General features: G+C 58.6%; 14 protein-coding genes and 6 pseudogenes. 14 read left to right on the top strand and 6 right to left on the bottom strand.

Annotation, left to right across the window (positions count from 1 at the left end; all coding sequences use genetic code 11):
- Positions 1 to 208: 208 nt before the first annotated feature.
- The 6 genes and pseudogenes from QN219_RS31070 to QN219_RS31045 all read left to right on the top strand — a co-directional run.
- Positions 209 to 433: pseudogene (locus tag QN219_RS31070) on the top strand (ABC transporter permease subunit); the annotation flags it as partial.
- 49 nt (positions 434 to 482) lie between these two features.
- A complete protein-coding gene (locus QN219_RS31065) occupies positions 483 to 710 on the top strand; it encodes an ABC transporter permease subunit (protein WP_309486650.1) in 228 nt (75 codons plus the stop codon).
- Between the two features lie 280 nt (positions 711 to 990).
- Positions 991 to 1,212, top strand: coding sequence for a hypothetical protein (locus tag QN219_RS31060; RefSeq protein WP_284004287.1), 222 nt, complete (start codon positions 991 to 993; stop codon positions 1,210 to 1,212).
- Positions 1,187 to 1,756: a hypothetical protein gene (locus tag QN219_RS31055; protein ID WP_284004286.1), complete on the top strand. Its 570-nt coding sequence runs from the start codon at positions 1,187 to 1,189 to the stop codon at positions 1,754 to 1,756. Before QN219_RS31060 ends, QN219_RS31055 begins: the two co-directional genes overlap by 26 nt.
- A gap of 20 nt (positions 1,757 to 1,776) precedes the next feature.
- Positions 1,777 to 2,523: an aminotransferase class III-fold pyridoxal phosphate-dependent enzyme gene (locus QN219_RS31050; protein ID WP_284004285.1), complete on the top strand. Its 747-nt coding sequence runs from the start codon at positions 1,777 to 1,779 to the stop codon at positions 2,521 to 2,523.
- 214 nt (positions 2,524 to 2,737) lie between these two features.
- The gene (locus tag QN219_RS31045) at positions 2,738 to 3,037 is read left to right on the top strand and encodes a hypothetical protein (RefSeq protein ID WP_284004284.1); all 300 of its coding nucleotides are present in this window, start codon (positions 2,738 to 2,740) and stop codon (positions 3,035 to 3,037) included.
- A 1,419-nt stretch (positions 3,038 to 4,456) separates the two neighbouring features.
- Here the strand turns inward: QN219_RS31045 and QN219_RS34370 are convergent.
- Positions 4,457 to 4,674, bottom strand: a pseudogene (locus tag QN219_RS34370) (transposase); the annotation flags it as partial.
- A 261-nt stretch (positions 4,675 to 4,935) separates the two neighbouring features.
- Here QN219_RS34370 and QN219_RS31035 point away from each other — a divergent pair.
- The 6 genes from QN219_RS31035 (at position 4,936) to QN219_RS31010 (ending at position 11,967) form a co-directional block, all read left to right on the top strand.
- On the top strand, positions 4,936 to 5,742 hold the full coding sequence (locus QN219_RS31035; protein WP_284004283.1) for an SDR family oxidoreductase: 807 nt from the start codon (positions 4,936 to 4,938) through the stop codon (positions 5,740 to 5,742).
- 27 nt (positions 5,743 to 5,769) lie between these two features.
- Entirely contained in the window at positions 5,770 to 6,681 is a 912-nt protein-coding gene (locus tag QN219_RS31030) for a hypothetical protein (RefSeq protein WP_284004282.1), read from the top strand.
- 43 nt (positions 6,682 to 6,724) lie between these two features.
- On the top strand, positions 6,725 to 7,531 hold the full coding sequence (locus tag QN219_RS31025; protein WP_284004281.1) for an SDR family oxidoreductase: 807 nt from the start codon (positions 6,725 to 6,727) through the stop codon (positions 7,529 to 7,531).
- A 45-nt stretch (positions 7,532 to 7,576) separates the two neighbouring features.
- Positions 7,577 to 8,602, top strand: a complete 1,026-nt coding sequence (locus QN219_RS31020; protein WP_284004280.1) for a hypothetical protein — start codon at positions 7,577 to 7,579, stop codon at positions 8,600 to 8,602.
- Between the two features lie 348 nt (positions 8,603 to 8,950).
- Positions 8,951 to 10,831 (top strand): HAD-IA family hydrolase, encoded by a 1,881-nt coding sequence (locus QN219_RS31015; RefSeq protein ID WP_284004279.1) that lies wholly within the window; start codon positions 8,951 to 8,953, stop codon positions 10,829 to 10,831.
- 353 nt (positions 10,832 to 11,184) lie between these two features.
- Complete coding sequence (locus QN219_RS31010) at positions 11,185 to 11,967, top strand: GntR family transcriptional regulator (protein ID WP_284004277.1); 783 nt, start codon at positions 11,185 to 11,187, stop codon at positions 11,965 to 11,967.
- A 16-nt stretch (positions 11,968 to 11,983) separates the two neighbouring features.
- Here the strand turns inward: QN219_RS31010 and QN219_RS31005 are convergent.
- Positions 11,984 to 13,037: pseudogene (locus QN219_RS31005) on the bottom strand (IS630 family transposase).
- Positions 13,038 to 13,665: 628 nt separating this feature from the next.
- Positions 13,666 to 14,172: a tyrosine-type recombinase/integrase gene (locus QN219_RS31000; RefSeq protein WP_284004276.1), complete on the bottom strand. Its 507-nt coding sequence runs from the start codon at positions 14,170 to 14,172 to the stop codon at positions 13,666 to 13,668.
- 546 nt (positions 14,173 to 14,718) lie between these two features.
- Here QN219_RS31000 and QN219_RS30995 point away from each other — a divergent pair.
- A pseudogene (locus tag QN219_RS30995) lies at positions 14,719 to 14,898 on the top strand (transposase); the annotation flags it as partial.
- A 92-nt stretch (positions 14,899 to 14,990) separates the two neighbouring features.
- Here the strand turns inward: QN219_RS30995 and QN219_RS30990 are convergent.
- Positions 14,991 to 16,203: pseudogene (locus tag QN219_RS30990) on the bottom strand (IS110 family transposase).
- A 254-nt stretch (positions 16,204 to 16,457) separates the two neighbouring features.
- Here QN219_RS30990 and QN219_RS30985 point away from each other — a divergent pair.
- Positions 16,458 to 16,666 (top strand): annotated as a pseudogene (locus QN219_RS30985) (transposase); the annotation flags it as partial.
- A 463-nt stretch (positions 16,667 to 17,129) separates the two neighbouring features.
- On the opposite strand, the gene QN219_RS30980 reads toward QN219_RS30985, so the two are convergent.
- Positions 17,130 to 18,353 (bottom strand): acetyl-CoA carboxylase biotin carboxylase subunit family protein, encoded by a 1,224-nt coding sequence (locus tag QN219_RS30980; protein WP_284004274.1) that lies wholly within the window; start codon positions 18,351 to 18,353, stop codon positions 17,130 to 17,132.
- A gap of 1,592 nt (positions 18,354 to 19,945) precedes the next feature.
- Positions 19,946 to 20,356, bottom strand: a 411-nt coding sequence (locus QN219_RS30975) for a transposase (protein ID WP_309486649.1), incomplete at its 5' end; no start/stop codon positions are given.

Raw genomic sequence — 20,356 nt, 5'->3', positions numbered from 1 at the left:
GCGCCTGCAGCCGCCGGGCTTTTGGGGCGGCACCTGGACACACCCGTTGGGCACCGATCACCTCGGCCGTGACGTGCTGTCGAGATTGCTGCATGCGCTTGAGACGACGCTGGTGATCGCCACCTTGGGCGTCATTGTCGGTGTCGTGACCGGCGGGCTGGCGGGTCTCATCAGTGGTCTCGCGGGCCGTAGGATCGACAGCATCTTCATGCTTCTGGTCGACGCCCAGGCCTCCGTACCCCTGACGCTGCTGGCACTCGCCGCCGTCGCCTTGACCGGCTCGAGCCCGTTGGTTCTGGTGCTGATCGTCGGCATCTCCGACTACGACAAATATGCCCGTGTCGTCCGCTCTCAGGTTCTGGTCATCCGCAACCGCGCCTTTGTCGAATCCGCCCGCGCCCTTGGCGCCTCGCCATTCCGGGTGGCGTTTCGACACGTGCTGCCAAGCATCGTGTCGCCGCTGACGGTGCTCGCGACCAGCAATTTCAGTTCGGTCCGTCATCCTCGAATCGGCACTGTCCTTCCTCGGCGTCGGCATCCAGCCGCCCGACACCTCGCTCGGCGCCATGCTCGGCGAGGCTCGGAACTACCTGATTACCAACTGGTGGCTTGCAGCGATCCCGACCGCTCTCATCGTGGTGATAACCATGGCGGTCTCGCTCATCGGCGACTGGTTGCGCGACCTGTTCGACCGAAGACTCAGCACGTGACCGCGAGTGATCGGCGCAACCCCGGACTATCAACCTCAACAGACAAGGAAACGACGATGATACGAATGATCCGCACTGCCATGCTGGCCGCGGGCGTCCGCCTGAGCGCCGTGCAAATCGCCACGGCCCAGGATCTTGTGATCGGAATGCAGGAGGTACGGCCGCGCTTCGACCCTGCTATCGAAACCGGCAACACCGGCATTCCCTGAGCAATGCGGTCTTCGAAACTCTGATCCGCCGCGACTATCAGAGCGACGGCAAGGGAACCGGTGCCAAACTAGTGCCGGCGCTGGCCGAGAGCTGGCATCGTGTCGAGGCGCCCGACGACCTGACGGTGCGCGTCGTCACGAAGAAACCCGATCCGACGATCGAACTGATGCTGACCTTCCCGGCCAGCAGCATCGTACCGAAGGACTATTTCGAGAATCATCCAGCACTTCTTCGGCTACGAGACCGAAGCCTCGCACTGGGCGATTGTGACAGCCGACCGATTGGTCGGTGAGTTGCATCAGCGGCTCGAACGTGCTGGCAAGCTACATGAGTATGCCATCGCGATCGCGAGCGATCATGGCCACACGATCGACACGGCAATTTTCACCGACATTGCCCTGCCGGGCGAGCTTTGCCAGCCGGAAGGCGGGACATTACACGTCGTCGTGAACAATGACGCGCATCGCAACGAGATCACATCGCAGCTCGCAGAGTTCGGCGCGGAATATATCGGCAATGACCACGTTCCAGAGGTGGTGAGAGCGTCGATCGCGACCTATGCGGCGCCGCATCGTCACAGCTTCGAAGTCTCCCGGACCGGTCATAACGGCGGTTGCGGCGGAAGTCCCGTCGGCCGGCCGAGATATATCTCCTCACACGGACTGCGGCCCGGCGCGCCCGCCGATGACCGATTCGCTATCTTCTATGGGGCCGGCATTCCCCAGCGCGTCGTCGAGTCCGCCACCGCCGAGGATTTCTTCCCGGCTCTCGCCTCAATCCTGGGCGTTCCCGCGGACAAGAACTCTGATGAACTCGCGAGCTCGCGAATCCTATGAGTAAGCCTGCTGGAAATCAGATGTTTGATTACGGAATGTTCAAGTTCTCCTCGAAGGAGGAGGTGTTCGAAAAATCAGAGCGATACTGGAATCCCGGTAAGACCCGCTTCTGGCGAGATGCGGGGATCGACCTCGTCATCGACAGGCGAGAGGGCTACGAACTGTTCGACATGGACGGCCGCCGGCTGATCGATCTTCACATCAACGGAGGTACCTTCAATCTCGGACATCGCAATCCGGAGATCGTCGACGCCTTAAAGACTGCGCTCGATCACTTCGACATCGGCAACCATTGGTTTCCATCGATGGCGCGAGCGGCCCTTGCCGAGGCCTTGGTGAAAGTGAGCCCGGGATTCGACTATGCCTTCTTCTCGCCGGGCGGGGAGGCGGTCGATGTCGCGATCAAATCGGCGCGCTACACTACCAAACGGCGCAAGATCGTCTCGATCGTCAAGGGCTATCACGGCCACTCCGGCCTTTCGGTGGCAACCGGCGACGCGCCGTTTTCGAAGATCTTTCTTTCGGATCGTTCGGATGAGTTTCTGCAGGGGCAGTTCAACGACCGCGAGGCGATGCAGCAGGCTCTCTCTTTGCGAGATGTGGCTGCGGTCATCATCGAAACGATACCTGCTACCAACGGCTTTCCGATGCTTGACCACGGCTACAACCGCGCCGTCAAAGAACTCTGCCAGCGCTACGGAGCGCTCTACATAGCGGACGAAGTGCAGACGGGATTGCTGCGTACCGGTCAAATGTGGGGCTGGTAGACCCTCGGCGTACAGCCCGACATCTTCGTCAGCGCCAAGGGCATCGGCGGCGGTGTTTACCCTTTCGCAGTGACGATGTTGACCAGGCGCTCCCGCGCATGGAGGGAGGAAGACGGCGCCGCGTACATCTCGACGTCCGGTGGCGCGGAAGTCGGCTGCTTCGTTGCGTTAGAGGTATTGAAATCCTCGATATTTCGCCGATGCGTTTACCGAGATGATCCGCAACAACGGCGACGTGCTTGCCGGGGTCAGGCAGAAGGGCATGGTCATTGGTCTGGGGCTTCATCACCCCAAGTGCGCCATTCACGCGTCGAGGGCGCTCTACGAACATGGCGTCTGGGCGATTTTCTCGTCGCTCGACCCACGGATCCTTCAGTTTAAACCAGGTGTTCTTATGTCAGCGGCGTTGGCGGAGGAGGTGATCAACCCTTTCAATGCCGCCCTGCCGCGGCTGCGAGAATCGATCGCCCGAGCGCTGACGCCTGGGCGTACCATCGCCTCGGACAGGCAGTGACAGGCAAGCGTCCGTCGTTATGTGGACGCTCCGGAGATCGGAGGCCGCGCTTGTCCAACTGCACGGCGGCGGCACGCCAGGACCTGTTAAGGCGGGGACCAACCGCCGGTGCACCTGCAAGGGGTAGGAAAGAGCGCTGCTGCGTCGACGCGGGCTTTGTCCGCATGACAACGATTGCGAAGAATAATCGCGCTGGAGGGCCTCCTGCTGCCCGCGCAGGCGCGAAGAAACCCGCGTCAACCCACGTAGCGGCTGAACCTCGACGCCGCTTCTGCCGAGCCGGCGCCAGCATTTCGCAAGCGCGATGCAGGTGCTGCTAAGCTACGAACCCATTCTGGCGGCTTTGATGACAGGCCTCCGTTTCGTCTTGGGGAGGACCGGAACAAAGGCAGGGTTTTCTTGCACCAGGCCGGTCCTCGTCATGAACTGGGAAACAGCACATCAGACCGCCGTGACCGCGGCGGTCTGCAATTTGATGAACTCGGTGCGGGCTGATCAGACCTATTCAGCTGGCATGTGCTTGCGGCATCCCTGTCGTGGTGGCTGGTAGGAGTTGCGGCAAGGTGTCCGGTGGGCGCGTTTGTCGGAAGCGGGTACGTTTCCAATCACCGGTTGCCGGGGGTTGTCGCCATGCTCCTGTTAGTGTCAGGTCTCAACTTCTCTGGCAGTTCGGGGCTCCGTTTTGAAGCGGGGCCTCGACGGAGGGCAAGTGCAGGCAATGCCGTGCTCGCGAAGAGGTTGCATCGCTCATATGCGTGCGCGTGCGTAGGGGATCCGCTCCAGGAGCTCGTTCTGACCGAGCCTCACGCCGTCAAAGGACCCAAGAGCGCATACGATCGGATTCAACGCCAACCAGGGTATCCACGTTGAGACAAGGTGAACCTGGAATGTCCGAACATCGTCAAGATCAAGCCAATCGGGCCGAAGTAGCGGCTGATACCGCACAACGTTGATATAGGATCGTTTGGTTGCCGGAGAGAGATTGCGGACCGGTATGTCCTCATCCGCCCGCGAAGAGGACTGATCTCCCCATTGGGACCTCCTGACTGAACGGTGGGTGAAGCACAGCACCCTCATCCCGCCAGCATGGGTCCGCAACGAGAGTTCGTAAAACTTCAGCGGCTTTGAACGTCTCTGCGCCTTACGGAGTGTCTCGCGTCTTGGATCGATCACACCATCTACTCTCCGTCCGCAGATACATATGCGATGAAGGTGGTAAGGGCTTACCCAGTCCGCGCGCAAACTGAGTTGCCAAATGCCCGTAATAGGTTTCGCCACTAACAGGCAGTTTCCAGGCAATACGCGTCATCTAATTGGCGAGTGCGACAGCTGCCAGGATTGCAGGCTTGCGTTTGATCAAAAACACTAGACATGGCGAGCATCGGCCTCTTTCCAGGCGCGCGTGTCGGATCAAGTTATTGGCGCTGATACCAGAACACTTCGCAAGGCTTCGTCGACCGCGTAGGTGATCCCGCCCCAGCGCTTTTTGCCACCACTTGAATAATCTTCGGCGTCAGGACGGTCCATGCCGTAAAATCGCGACCGGATTTGAAGCACTCGGGAACTGGGCCCTTCATCACCAGCAGCGCGGCACCGATCGGCCCTATGCCCGGAAGTTTGGTTAACCGGCGGGCTTTCTCCTTCCCGTGGCGCCAATCATCAAGCTTGTCCTCGAGGTCAGCAATCCGTATGTGTAGATCGTTCCTACGCATGCAAGCTAAAAAGCTCCCGCGCCAAGGCGGCCAGGGAGTTGCCTCCCGCATGTTTCCAAACCCCCTATCGGAAGGACGGAATTGTCCGATTCCGTACATTTGTGTCATCATCATGCACGAACCGATGCTTATCAACAAGGCTATCCTACCGTTTTCAGATGATCTTTCGTTTGGCACGGCAAATGCTTGGCTGTTTCCAACGGTGCCAAGAAGCGTGGTGATGCTAAAATGGATTTAGGGCTTGATGGCAAGGTAGCAATGGTCGCGGCCGCCTCCAGCGGCTTAGGTTTGGCCACAGCTGAGGAGTTAGCCAACGAAGGCTGCCGCCTATCCATCTGTGGGCGGGATCCGGAGCGGTTAAAAAGAGCGGTGGATCGGTTGCGTAGCACAGGCGCGGAAGTTCTGGCGCGCGCCACCGATGTAACTGACTGCGAGGATGCAGCAGCTTGGGTTGCCGAAACAGCAGAGCATTTTCGGGGTATCGACATTTTGGTGACGAATTGCGGCGGCGTTGCTGCCGGGCCACCCTCGGCCATGACACCTAAGGATTTCGACGATGCGTTTGACCGAGTGCTCTTACCTTCGATAAATTTAGTTACGGCTGCCTTGCCGTATCTGCGGAGCTCGCGGGCGGGACGAATATTGATGCTCGCTTCCGAGGCTATTGTACGGACCCCGGTACATTTCGCGCTGTCGGGTGTCGCACGAGCAGGGCTAGTGCCCTACTGCCACACGCTCGTACAAGAACTGTCGGGGGAGAGCATCACTGTAAACGTGCTCGCTCCTGGAGCACACAGCACGGCGATTCACGAAGCCAATCGCCTCGGCGACCACGCCGAAGCCATCCGTGCGCTCGAGGATAGGACCCCGGTCCGACGTCTTGGCGATCCCTCGGAATTCGCGGCGGTTGCTGCATTCTTAGCCAGCGTCCGCGCGGCGTATGTCAGCGGCGCCTTGATCGTCATCGATGGTGGGCTGAGTGCAACCGTCTAAACATTTCGTCGGACCAGGAGCCGTCGCATGAACGAAGCCAACGCAAACAGAACCGTCATCGATCTCGGCCGTTCAATCGCTCATGCGTGTATTCGCGATCGTCCAGAGCAGGAAATCACTTTCCCCTTCAGTCTGACGCTTGCAATTTACTCCGCCAACCGGGCGACGCCGCGCCTAACAGTGTACGATCAATTCAAGGCAGTCAATCTTTCATCGCGCGAGTCGAGTTACTGGTATAAAATGAATTCTGAAGAGGTGGTTGGCGCGGCTGTGGGGGGCGACGCCCGTCCTGAGTTCCGACGCGCCTTTGTTTATGCCGAATCGCTCAATTTCTATCTCATACGCGCTTGGATTGGCGCGCATGAGGCGACGTTGAGCGATTCGGAAGCGCCACCTTCATTTATTCCCATACGGCTGGTGCCTCAGCCCTTTACAGCTGAGAACCACGCCCTTCTGAGCCGTCCTTATGGACTCCTCAACATGCCCCGCATTACTAACGTGGAGCGGGTATCGGGGCATCCGGGTGTCTGCGCTCTCGAGGCCGTCAATACCGTGGAGCAGCAAGGGGCGGCCGTTGGGACAACGGAGGAGCATCGCATCTTCTCCTTCGACTATGGTGTGCTCATGGCGGGTCGCGCGGTTATCGCGCTTCAGGACAATGCATTGATGCTTCAGCTGGCGGCAATTTGCTTCGGTCTGGCCTTCTATGCAGATCATGGCTTGGTTCCGGGCTCCATCAGCAAGGCCACGCCTGAAAACGCCGCGAGTATACTCGCAATCGCCACGGTCTTGCTAGAGTTCGGCAGAACCTTGGGGAAATCCACGGACGGCTATGTTCAAAACAGCGTCGGGCTTTCCCCAGGTATCTACTTTGCTGTCGCCGGCATTGTCGCTCTTGTGATTTTCATGCTGAACTTGCCTGCCGTACGAATGACCTGACCTGAATTAAAACGAAAGTCATAGCTGGAGTGGGTAAACCATTATGCTTGATACAACTACTAATTCTACAACTGGTCCAGAAGGATACCATGAGCTCTTCGGAGTTGATGGCAAGGTAGTCTGCATTTCCGGCTCAAGCCGCGGTCTAGGGAAGGCGCTTGCCATCTGCTTTGGACGGTTGGGTGCAAAGATTGTCCTTTCCTCGCACAATATTGAAGAGCTGGTCGAAGCAGAGGCCGAACTTGCGGGCCAAGGAATCAACGTGACGGCTATCCGCGCTGATGTGCGGTCGCACGACGATTGCAAGGCACTGATCAGTGGCACGGTTGACCGGTTTGGGCAGATCGATGTGATGATCTGCAATGCAGGTGTCGACATCATTAAGCCAGCGCATTCATATGAAGAGCCGGAATGGGACGAAGTTGTTGATACCAATCTGCGCGGCTACTACTATTGTGCGAAGTTTGCCGCCCAAGCAATGTTGAATCAAGGTGGCGGCAGTATCATCATGACTTCTTCTGTCGCCAGTTCGCTCGGCATACCGGGCCTGACTGTCTATGCTGCGAGCAAGGGTGGCGTCAATCAACTGACGCGCACCATGGCCGTAGAATGGGCGAAAAAGCATATTCGTGTAAACGCCGTCGCACCTGGATTCATCAACAACTTCATGGATGGGGTGCATTCTAATCTTGACAGCCCTTATCAGCGTCGCGCAATGGAACTCACTCCGATGCGACGCCGCGGCAATTTGTCCGAATATTTCGGGCCTTACATTTTTCTCGCCAGCCCAGCCGCATCGTTCGTGACAGGCGAGATTCTCTACGTCGATGGGGGCTACGCCGCGAGCTGATGCAGGATGTTTCGATGTAGCGGCGGTATCTGAAGGAGGCTTAGCATGTTAAGCACAATACCAGATGAAATCAATTTTCTAGACTGCACCTTGCGCGACGGTGGCTACTACACAGGTTGGGATTTCGCCCCGGAAATGGTGTCGGACTATATTGCTACTATAAACACTCTCCCAGTGCGCATGGTCGAGTTGGGGCTCGCCGGAAAGCCTGAGAGCCACGGATACTTCGCCAATGTGACGAGTTCTAAGGCCGAGCAGGTGGCTGCTGGTCTCCTGGCCAAAGCATGCGTGATGATCGATGCCAAGGATGTGCTTGCGAGCGAGCTGCCTATACCCCTTGCCGTGATCCGGCTCACGGACCGACTAGTGCCAGGGGGGCACATCACGACCGTCCGCGTGGCGGCGCATTACAGCAACTTGGCTGCCTGTCGAAACATTTGCGCTGAGTTGTCTCACAGGGGCTTCCGTGTGTTCTTGAATCTCATGCAGATCGATGCAGCAGATGCCGCCGAAGTTGAGATGTGCCTGAAGGAGCTAAAACAGATCGAGACTATCGACGTGCTATATATTGCCGATTCCTTCGGCTCTATGAAGCCGACTCGCGTTCAGGAAATCATCGGCCGGTTTGCGGATCGAATTGAGCCCGACATAGGTTTCCACGGCCATGACAACCGCGGATATGCGTTGGTCAATTCAGTAGCCGCCGCTATGGCGGGAGCGACCTGGATAGACTGCACCATGGGCGGCATGGGTCGCGGGGCAGGAAATACCGCTAGTGAGCAGATTCTACCGCTTCTCGCTCGTCTCGAAACTTCCCAGGAACGGGTGCTCCTCGAGCACGTCCTGCGTCACTTTGATCCGCTTCGCAAGCAATATAGGTGGGGCAGCAGCGCGGCATATCAATTCGCGGGCTCAAACTTTATCCATCCGTCCTATGTTCAAAAGCTACGTGAAGGCGGGGCATTGTCTGACGCGGCGATTATCAGGCGCCTTTCGAGCCTCCGCGCCGATGAACGGATGAGTTTCGCCACTGAAAAGTTATCGGCGCTGATGGCGCAGGATATCGCCTGATTTCAAATATCTCTGTCGAGGTGCACCTTTTGCCGCGACTTGGAGGATACCATGACTCCATCAAATGCGCTAGTAAAACCATCGATCCTCCCGTCCGATCCACGGTTTTCATCAGGCCCTTGCCGTAAACATCCGGGTTGGAGCGTGCAACCAACGATGCTGCGATATGTTGGACGGAGTCACCGGAGTTCCGAGGGAGCCGAAAGGCTAGGAGAAGTAATCAGGCGCATGGCCTCTTTGCTAGAGCTCCCTCATAGCTGGCTCTGCGGAATCGTGCCCGGCTCAGGAACTGGGGCCTGCAGCATGGCCTTGCAAAATCTACTCGGCCCTTCTCCGGTTGAGACATTCTTGTCAGACAGCTTCTCGCAGTATTGGGCAAATGAGATCGATACCTTAGCACTTGCCCCCCAAAGCCGGCACATTTGTGCTTACGGCGAATTTCCGAACACTAGCGGGATCGACCCCAATCACGACGTAGTTCTAGTGTTAAACGGCACCAGCAGCGGAGTCTGTCCACCGGATCTTGACTGGATTCTTCCTGACCGTGCCGGGCTTGTGATCGCAGATGCCGTCTCGGCAGCTTTTACGAGGCCCATCGACTACAATCGGATCGATGTTCTGTGCTGGTCATGGCAGAAGGCGCTTGGGGGCGAAGGCGGCCATGGCATGATCGCGCTCTCGCCTCGGGCCCAGGCACGGCTGAAGGTCGGCGGACGTAAGCCTGTAGCCAGGCTCATGAGACTGCACAATGCCGACGGATCTGTAAACAAAGCTTTCTTTGGCGGCCGCACGATCTCGACGCCCAGCATGTTAGCCGTCGAGGATATCCACTCTGCGCTCGACTGGGCCGAAGCGTGCGGTGGACTACCCGCGCTTCTGAAAAGGGTTGCCAATAATTATGCGGTCATGGACGACTGGGTGAACTCCACTCCTTGGATCGATTGGGTTTGCACCGATCAGGCAGCACGCTCCACCTGTTCAATTACTCTTCGACTTACACGAGAGCAACTCGCTGCCGGCGAGACAGTGGACGATCTTAAAATAGCTGGGGGGATGATCCGTCTACTCGAAGCCGAAGGTGCGGCTTTTGACATCTGGAGCTACGGTGACGCGCCCCCAGGATTCCGGATATGGGCGGGGCCCACGGTCGAGACAGACGACTTGGCGATTTTATGCGAGTGGCTGGCCTGGGCTTATAGCGAGACGTGCGAGGCCACCAAGCCACCCGAAACTATGGTCGTATCTCACGGCTACATTCCGCCCTCTAAGGCGCACGCGGTTCAGCCAAGGACGGAGCCGGCCTGTCCTCAAACCACCCCCCTCGAAAGCCCACCTTCCCAGACACTGGCAGATTGCTATGACGCGATACTTTTCGACGCGACGGGGGTCCTGGTCAGCGAAAATGACGCCCTCCCGGGCGCTGCTGATATCTTGGCCCGACTTAATATGTCCGGTCAGCCATACTACATCGTGACGAATATCAGTAGTGGATCCGATGAAACGGTATTCGCACGTCTCCGCGGTGCCGGACTTCCGATTCCGGCGGTCGACCGTATAGTGTCCGCGGGAGGTGTTGCGCGACATCGCGTACTGGAAGAGCTGACAGCCGGCCGGCTAGTTTCGTATGTGGGCAGTGTACACGCTGCGCACGACATCTTTGGCAACCATCCAAATCTTCACTGCGCTGACACGGCTGAGACCTTCGACACACTCGTAGTGCTCGATGACGAGGGTTTCGACTTTAAACGGGCTGCCGATCGTATCCTGTCGGCATTTCAACGCAGGCTGATCGAGACGGGCGAAATGCCGCGTGTGATAGCGGCAAACGCGGACATCATTTACCCTGGCAAGAACGGCTCACTCGTCTTTGGACCGAGCATAATAGGGCCAATGCTTCAGGCAGGATTAGCGCCGTTTGGAGCTCCTCCAATCTCAGTAGAGTTGATCGGCAAGCCAGGGAGAGCGATTTTCGAAGAGTGCATCGCTCGGGCCGGTACCGAGCGTCTTTTGATGGTCGGCGATCAGGTTGATACTGATATTAAGGGCGCAAAGGCCGCTGGGCTCGACGCACTTCTCGTAACAACTGGCCTCAACAATAGCGGCGAGTTGCGTCAAGACGAGATCGGCGCTCCTGATTACGTCGCAAATAACCTCGGTCAGATCTTTGATGGCAGTTTGTTTCCACAACTTTCATCGGCGAGGCAATCCAGCACAACAGATCAGATTTAGGCAGTTTGGAGCGAGAATTGCGTAGCGGACAAGCCGCGCCTTGCCGGCAGCGGTTGAATGCGGCAGCATGGTTATGGGGTGATGGCGATCATCGGTTCAACTATTTCGGCGAAAGGGTCGTGATGGGGCCTCACCTGCGGGTTTTGCCCCTGATTTGCAAGGAGCACAGGCGGATGTAGTGGGACACAGTGATGTCAGCCATCAAGACAAGTGATGGCGGCCGTCGGAGGCCGCGCGACTGCACGCAGGCGTATGGGACGGATCGTTGCGGAAGGTGCGCAGCGGGGCGCCACATCTCGGACGTAGCACGAAGTTGGGGCGTCAGCTGCGGCCTGCTTTGGGCCGGGCGGCAGATGCCCGAGGGTTTATGTAGTCTGAAAAGGAAAGTGATGACTAAGAAAAAGGCCGCTCGCAATAATGCGAACATACCGGTCATCAGCAAGGAAACCGGAAGCGCAAGGGTTTATTCCGAGCTCCGCCACAATATCCTCAATATGTCTTTGCCGCCGAGTTACCCGTTGGACGAGGTCAGTCTCAGCCATCATTTCAATCTCTCGAGATCGCCGATACGCGAAGCGCTGGTCAGGCTGGCGAGCGAAGGGCTCGTTCTGACGCTTCCGAACAGAAGCACCATCGTCGCCCCGCTCGATTTCCGCAGTGTACCCGAATATTTGGACGCCCTCGATCTCCTACAACGCGCCACGCACCGGTCGGCGGCCGTGTGCAGGTCGGAAGAAGAACTTAAGGAAATCGAGGAGTCGGAGCGATCCTTCCGCCGAGCTGCACAAGAAAGTGATGAGAGCGGCGAGTGGCTGGCAATTCTTGAGGGCAACTATAATTTCCACATGGCGATCGCGAGGGCGGGTCGGAACCAGTATTTAGCCGCCTTTTACAAGCGCGTTCTTGAGGAAGGGAGGCGTATGCTTTACTTCCACAACGTATTCCTTTCCAAAAGCCTCGGAGCGACCGCGGATCGGCTTAGTCGCGGTCACGCCGAGATCGTGGAGGCCATTCGCGACCGGGATGCCGACCGAGCCGAGCAGTTGGCGTGTGAGCACACCAGCCAGCTTAAGGGAAACTTTCTCGAGTATCTGGAGCAGTCCGTCACGTCAAAAGTGAAGATCGTAATGGCCTAATACCAACCCTCATTAATCAGAACCCATGAGCCCATTGGCGTCGACCGATTGACATGATGTTCCATGGACGGTCCTGCAGTGTTCGCCATGCGTGACAGCAGTGGTCGACTATATCCTCGTAGCATTTGAAGACGCGGTTTGAGAGCCAGTTTTCGCGCATGAACTGCCAAATGTTCTCGACAGGATTGAGTTCGGGCGATTTCGGCGGCAGAGCAGAATGGTCATGTTCTCGGGAACCATCAGATTGTTGGACATATGCCACCCTGCCTGGTGATCAGGACGGCGTGCGCACCGTCGGCGACGTTTCGCGATATCTCGATCAGATGCTGGTTCATGGCATGAGTGTCACACCAAGGCATCACCAGGGCTGCGGCCTTGCCTTGGCTGGGACAGATCGCGCCGAAGATGTAGGCCGTTCGGGTTCTCTGGTTGTGCGGTGCGGATGGCCTCGATCCACGCTTGGCCCAGCGGCGGGTGATCTTGTTCTTTTGACCGGTCCGGGCTTCATCCCGGAATCAGATTTCGATCACTTTGCCCTTGGCGGGGCCGGCGGCGATCTCTGCCACTGCGGCGGGGAAGTTTTTTTAAACGCCTCGGCTGCCTCGGCATCCTGTGCATGATGTTTCGGGCGAGCCGAGAGTTTGCGGTAGCCCATCGAACGCACTTCCCGGCCCAAGGTCTGCTCGCTCACCGAGACACGGAATTCCTCCCAAGCCATCGGGCCAGATCGCACAGACGCCAGCGCACGACGCCATCGAGATAGGGTGTGGGGCCGCGCTCGATGGCTTGCGCCAAGGCGGCACGTTGATCGTCGTTGAGCAGTGACGGCTTGCCGGGAGCCTTGCCGTTGATCAGGCCTTCGGGATCGCGTGCGTTGAACCGCACCACCCAGTCACGCACGATCTGAACGGTGACACTGCCCAGCCGCGCAGCATCAGCGCGCGAGCCACCATCATAGATCGACGCAAGCGCAAGCAACCGCCGCGCCTGGCTGGCATCCTTCGTCTGCCGGGCAAGCAGACGCAGCTGTCGCCATCAAAGTCCGACCGCAATGAAATCGCTGAACCCATCGCAAACCTCCCGTTTGCGCTATCGATTCAGATTCGTCCGCTTTTGGGAATCCCGAGAGTCGGGATTATTGAGGCTTGGTATAAGCCGGGCTGCCGGTCGCGAGATCATTTAAGCAGGTCGAGGTGGCGCTGCCTGACTTGAACATCGGCCTGTTCTGGTGATTGAGTCGATTGACTATGAATAGCTAGTCGCCATGCTCGAAGGCTGATGCTAATTTCCATCCGCCACTGACTCGACAGCCTGCTCACGAAGAAGTGCGACAGGAAATGAAACTGCGCGAGGCGCTTCGGTTCATTGCAGCGATATTCGAACCGGGGCAAGTGTTTCGGAGATCGCCGGGTCGGCCTGCATCCATGTGAGCCAAGTTTTCCATGGGTAAAGAGCTGTGCCGGGTCTCCGCGCCGTCCGTCCCGCAACTCGTTCCCGTGGAGGTCGTCAGGTTGCCAGCGTCGGCGCCGTCGCCGGCGGAGCCGCCAGTGGTCCCCGGCCGCGCAGGAGGGCACGATCGAGCTTGGGTGCAGGGCCCACGCGGGTTGGGTACCGCATTTCCAACACTGCGACCGCTACGGACCCTTCAGGAAAGCCATCAAGGATGGCAGCGAGCGCTGAGGGTCAGTGGCTTGTTGGTCAGAGATGTCGACCCGAGCAAGCGCCTTCGCCTTCATTTCCATATCCGACTTCAGCGTAAATATGCGTCGTGTCGAGAGACACTAACACGCTTCGTTTCGATCGACGGCACTGTTCTGCTCGCCAGCCGGCGTAGTGGGTCACAAGCCTGTGGATCCCGAACCGCGTCAATGGCAAGTTGGCCCGATTCAAAAAGACCGGATCACGTTTGCCTCGCCCCTCGACGAGCCTCGACAGTGTCGTTGCAGTGGCTGGCCACAACGGACGTGATCGGAACTTGTTTCCCTTGCCGTGTAGTCGCACCGACGATTGCCGGCCGAGCTGCAAATTGTCGACGATCAACTTCGCCGCTTCGTCGGCACGGGCACCGCTGTTGCACAAGAACAGAAGCAAAGCATAATCGCGATTGCCGAGAGGTGTACGACGGTCCGGTTGTGCCAAGAGCGCGCCCATCTCCGGCTTTTCGAGATATCCGATCACGGCCTTGGCGGTCTTCTTGAACGGCATCGCTCGTACTTCGCCGGACCACGCGATGTGGACCGGAGGGTGCATGCCAATGAACCTTGCCAATGAGCGTATGGTCGCCAGCCTCTGGTTTCGCGTGACTCCGCTGCACTTTCGATCGCGTTCCAGGTGATCAAGGAACTGACGGATGATTGACGGTGTCAAATCCTAGACCGACATTCGATCGATGGCGCGCGCCGCATGATTACTGGCGAACGGAAGCAAGAGCATCAGGCTGTCACGGTAGCTGGCCTGAGTGTTTAGGGACAGATCCGCTCCGCCACCAGATGTTCGAGAAGGAACCGCCGCACCCATGGTCCGAGGAGCATCTCATTCTTCAGGGCTGCCCTCCATCGCATATTCGGCGAAGCGTTGGCTGGCCGCCTCCAGCAGTTCCGGTGTCATTTGCAGATAGCGTTGCGTCGATCGGATGTCGATGTGACCAAGGAAGGTTGCGAGCTGGGGGAGCAATCGTTGGACGTCCTGGCCGGATTGATACCCATGCAACGACACGGTGGACGGCCGCTGTGTGGCCGTGGTGGACGCCGTTATCGCGCCAAAGACGCCGAAGCTGAAATGAAGGCACTTGAGGCGTTCGAAGCCGAATACTGGGGCCAGAAATATCCGGCGATCACGCAGAGTTGGGGGCGCAACTGGGAACATGTCATTCCCTTCTTTTCCTTTCCCGAGGGCGTGCGCCGGATCATCTATACAACGGATGAGATCGACAAGCATTTTCGCACCGGCCATGGTATTCTGCACTGGCGCGGGCGACCTCGTGGCGAAGCGCGGCGCATCGGCTGAAAGTGCCGCCAGGCCGCCTATTCGAGCCTTGCCGGATTGAGGCGCCCGCGCGCCTTTTCCTTCGGCCGGCGCGGGCGCCATGCGTCAATGAAGCGTTCGTATTGCTTCTCGGCCTGCTCAGCGACGCGCATCTCCTGATCGCGAAGTTTCTTGACGTTGTAGGCGTAGGCGGGGCCGCGTTTGTTACCTTTTGTCTGCGGTCGGCCAGCTTGCAATTCCATACTGCGCATCTTATGGGCGACAAGGCTCGGTCGCGCCCAGAAGTAGTCCTTCTCCTTCGTCAGCATATGCCAGCATAACACCGTCAGCTTCCTTGCCACGGCAACGGCGGCGACCTGATGGCCGCGTCTGGCCCTGACCCGGACGAAGAAGGCGTGCAGCGGCCCCGGCGCTTTCGCCGCCGCCCATGCCGCCTCGACCAGCATGGCGCGGGCATGGCTACGGCCAATCTTGCTGATCCGTCCGTGATGAGCAGCGCCAAGTCCGGACTGGCGAACCCGCGGATTGAGGCCGAAGTAGCTGACCAGCTTTTGGGGACTGTTGAAGCGACTGATATCGCCGGTGGCCGCCATCAGCCCGGTCGCCACAGTGAGGTTGACGCCGGTTATCGTGAGCAGCCGCCTGACGGCCGGATCATCCATCGTGCTTTCGGCGATTTGCCGATCGAGAACCGCAAGATCTTCACCGAGCCGGTCGAGTTCGCGTACATGCCGCTCGATGCTCATCGTTCGGTACAGGCTGGCGCTTAAGCCAGTCCCGCCCTCGACCGTTGAACAGATCTGCATGCGGGCACTTCGGAATCAGGTGGGCGTGCAGGATGGAATGGACCTCGTTTTTGATCCTCGTCCGATGCCGCACAACCTGATAGCGGCGCGCCATCAACCGCCGCATGCGCTCGGTGGCGGCGTCCGGCGTCCAGATCTCCGGCAGATAGCCCGCCGCATATAAGTTGGCCAAGGTGCCTGCATCGATGTTATCGGTCTTCGCATGCGCCTGTGCGATCGCCTTGACCTGCAGCGGATTAGCAATCACCACTCTGCGCACAAACTGCGACAGCACGCGGGACACCGCCATACAGTTCCCAGTTGCCTCTATGACCACTTCGTCTGTTGCCGAGAGGGTCTTGCCAAGGCCCTCCAAGGCTGTTCGCGTCATATCAACACGACCACCATGGCGAAGCCGGCCGTCTTCCCAGAAAACCACCCCACCGAACGTTCGGTGGATATCGATTCCGATTATGCGACGCATGTGCAGCTCCTGTCAGATCGAGTGACGGGAGCGGCGGGCGACACGACAACTACGGATCCGCGCTCTCGGCGCAACCGGGCGAGTCGCAGAGGCGGCCAGCTACTAACTCGAGCTCGCAGCTCATCGTATGCATCGGCCTGCCCGCACCTTCGTGCTCCCGGTGCCTCTGTCCCGGATGGTCGCACCATACGCTACGATCTTCAGAATCGCAGCCGGATCCTGGCACCGAGCATCTTATACCGGTTACGAATGCCGTCGAGGCGCTGAATTCAAAGCTGCGCCGGGACGTGCGTACGCGGGGCCATTTCGCGGTGACGACGCGGCCATGAAGCTGCTATATCTGGTGTTGAACAACTCCGCCGAGGAATGGAAACGTCCGCCGCGCGAGTGGGTCGAGGCCAAAACGCAATTCGCCGTCGTCTTCCGCGAACGGTTCTTCAATTAATGACGAACCGGCCTTACGCACAGAATTCCTGACAGTCCCATCGCCATAGCTACGGGCAGTCAGAAGGTGCTTGACCTCACCACGCCGAATAGAGACGACAACCACTCCCTGAGACACGATCGATTTCTCCTCTTCCAGACGCAAGACCATCTCGTTGAGCGTGATGTCCTTTGCATCTTCAAACAGACCGACGACGAAGCGAAGACGATATTAATTTACTTGACGGACGGTCACTACATCACCATCAGCAGCTGTCACAACGACTCGCTTCAGCGTGCCTGCAACTGAACTCTCACCCGGCGCCGGCGCCAGTTGTAAAGCGTCGGCTCAGAGATCCCCCGCTTGCAGGACCAGATCACCCGCCTTCGTTCCTGCCTCATGCTTGCGCGGTATCTATGATGATTTGCTTTGTGTTGACCGCTTTCCTTTCATCAGTCCGGGAGTGAGTGAGGGCCGCACATTGTTACTGTTCGTCAATGGTCGGACATGGTGTGATCGACCAGCCGATCAAGTCGACGGCACGCTGAAGTATCGCCTCGGTGTGAGGAAGACTGGATGAAGCGGCGATCACATGTCCGATACAGTCTCGATAATCGCCTTTTCTGACAACCGGCGCCTTGGGCTCAACATAGAATTTGACCTCGGCGATACCTGATAACGCAGCCGCTTGACTGTCGCCACAGATCCGATCGAGGGTGCCATCGCGATCAGCAACCAGGAACCGCGTGGCCGCAGCGTGCGAATGCCTTCTACGCAAATCGCATTCATCGCCTATGACAAGCTTAATGTGCTCGGTAACAAGATCAATGCCGTAAGCCAATTGAACCAGTTGAGGACCGGTCGCACCCGCAAGACGCGGGTTAACTTCGATGACGACTGGGCCACGCTGCGTCCATCGGAATTCAATGCACGTTGGCCCCCAGCCAAGGCCGAGAGCTCGCAGACAGCTTTGCGAAATATCAGCGATACGCTCCTGCTGCTCGTCAGTCAGCGCGGCCGGACAGCTGAACTCGCGAAAAACGAAATGCGGTGGAGGGCCGAAGTTACCGCCGGAAATCGCAATAACCTCATTTCCCATGATGTCGGAGGCATAGTAGGGTCCTTGCGCGTAACCTTCCACGAGGATCTTCGGCGAAGACCGCCACTTCCTGCCTAGCAGATGGATCGTGTGTTCGACTACCTCATCGGCAGTGCGACATAATCGGACACCCACGCTGCCGCTGCCCACCGCAGGCTTTACTATCACCGGCAGTCCTATCTCTGCCGCAGAATCCTCTACGTCCGCTGCATTGGCCGCCAAGCGATAAGCAGGTATCGGAACGCCTGACGCCGCGAGAAGTTGGCGCTGCGTGTACTTATCGCAGCATTGTTCAATAGCTTCCGGGTTCGGTCCAGGTAGATCGAAGTGCCGACAGAGCTTGCTGGCCGTCGCGTAAAACGAGTCCCGAGCGCTCGTGATGCCCGCAATGTCGTACGTCGCTCGAAGCCGGGAACATTCGCGGGTCAGCGCATCCAGATCGTCTGTATCAACACGGATTGTCTCAGCCCCTTTCGCAGCGAAATGGTCATACCGAGTCGGATCGTCCGAAAGGGTAATTGGCTGAAGGCCAAGACGCTGAGCAGCCTGGACGTACAGCAGACCCGAGCCCATTACCGTGCCTCCAAGTATGATCAGCGCTCTTGTCATTTGCTTTAAACCCCTTCTGTGCAAGCCGTGCGGCAGTCTGAACCCCAAAACAGAGGGCGGCCCTTGGTTCGCGCTTGAAGTCAGACCTTGACCCGAGGCTACCATCGTTAACGATTTTGTGGTTTTAAGAATTTGCAAATTTTATTTCGAGTTTTTGTTGCAACGGCTACCACCCAAAACTTTTTGCGCCTTTGCAAAGCCGGACAGGGTTGGAGTACACCCCTAGACTGGCATAGAAAATCGCGGGCAGTTTTCCGTGTTAAACTTACGCTGCGCTTCTCATCTGTCGTCAGCGTGAATGCTTCTGTTCGTATTCCTCCGACAAGCCGAGTGCCGAATGTAGCCGGTGGCTGGTTGTAGACGAAGACCACAGCATTCTGAGATGGTGCCGCCCCAGGACATGCCGCCGTCGTTCCCGCTGCTGCTGGACGCCGAGGTTGGACGTCCCCGGGGTTTGGCAAGGTGGTGATAGACGTTTCCTTTGCGGCAACTTTTACGGGCTTATAAATCCCGAGCAGTTCGGCCCGAAGCTCACGGCCGAGAATGCGAGGAAGCTGTGGATCCGTGTCCAGCGGGCCATCGACAACCAGCTCGGCCTCCGGCATCCCGAGATAGCGGTGTGAGCACTGTCCTTCACAATGTTCGTCGGCTACGACGAGGGCCGAATGAAAGGCTTCACGGTCGTTCCTCCGGGCCGCGTCAACCCTTCGCCATGCGGCATGGCAACAGTGCGCGGCTCGCGGTAATGTATGCGCGTGGCCAGTCGGCAAGGCGGCAGGAGCCCTCTGCTTCTTTGATTCGGCATTTACATCCGCCCCCGCTGATGGACCCGAGCGCTCCGAGTTCAGCAGGCCCTACGAAGACCTCAAGTCGCAAAACGCCCCCTAGTTAAATTGAAGAGCAACAGCAACTATCGCGCGCTGAACTCGGCGAAACGTTTGTGACTTTCAACCCTGCGACGGGAAAGGAACTGACACAGATTTCCTCGCCACGAAGCGACATCGACGAGGCTGTCCGGCCGCGCCAAACGACGTGTGACTGCAAGAAGACGCTGCTGTGATTCGCCGACCAGATCGAAAAGTACATCGAAGAGCGCCGCTTGCGGGTAGCCTTTGAACGATTCCCTCAACGTAGATCTTCCCGACGGCATTGAGACCCTGTGCTGGCATGCTGAGGCGATCCCGGCTATCATTCACCGCGATACCGCCATGAACAGGCTTGGCCTTGCTCACATATGGGAATCGGGAGGGTTCTGTGTGGTCGCGCGGGGATGCGCTTGCGAACTGACGTCGTGCGCGACCTCATTGAAGCCGGATTGAACTGGCCCGCTGACGCTGGCACGGCGCTATGGATTTAGTGCTGCGGCGTTTGATCTTGGCGCGCCGGTATTGATGGGGCGCGCCGCTGCGGCAAGGGGGATGGCGCGCTGCGGCAGCGCCCAGCGCTGGTGTTGTGGGGAATACCGCGGTCTTGAGCGCGGCTTTGGCAGAGCCAGAACCGGAGCGGATGACGCAAGGCACATGGGGCCCTGTCGTACCGACCGGGGCCGATGCGGTAAGGCTGTAGGGACCAACGGGCGCGACGGCGTGCACTCATGATGTGTCGGGCCATGATCGCGCCCGCGGCAGCCTGGCGGTGATGCGGAGCATGCCGCCGCAGCAGGGACCGACGGTTGGATCGAAAGGCGCGCGCTGACAGCCTTCGGCCCGGCGGCATTCCGGCGGGGCATCGGCTAGCAATCGCCTGATGACGACGAGCCTGGTGCGGCGGATGCCGTTGGCGAGGAAGCCGTAATGGCGGATGCGGTGGAAGCCGTCGGGCAGGCAGTGGAGCAGGAACCGGCGGATGAACTCGTGCGGCGCCAGCGTCATGGAGCGCGGGGCATTGCCGTGGCGGTAGTCGCGCCAGCGGAAGGTCACGCCAGTGGCGTCGACGCTGACGAGGCGGCTGTTGGCAATGGCGACGCGATGAGCGTAGCGCCCGAGATAGGCGAGCACCCGTTC

It is taken from the genome of Sinorhizobium sp. 8-89, assembly GCF_030124325.1.
Classification (GTDB): domain Bacteria; phylum Pseudomonadota; class Alphaproteobacteria; order Rhizobiales; family Rhizobiaceae; genus Sinorhizobium.
Note: the sequence above shows the minus strand (reverse complement) of the source record. Positions and strands in the feature narration are given on the sequence as shown.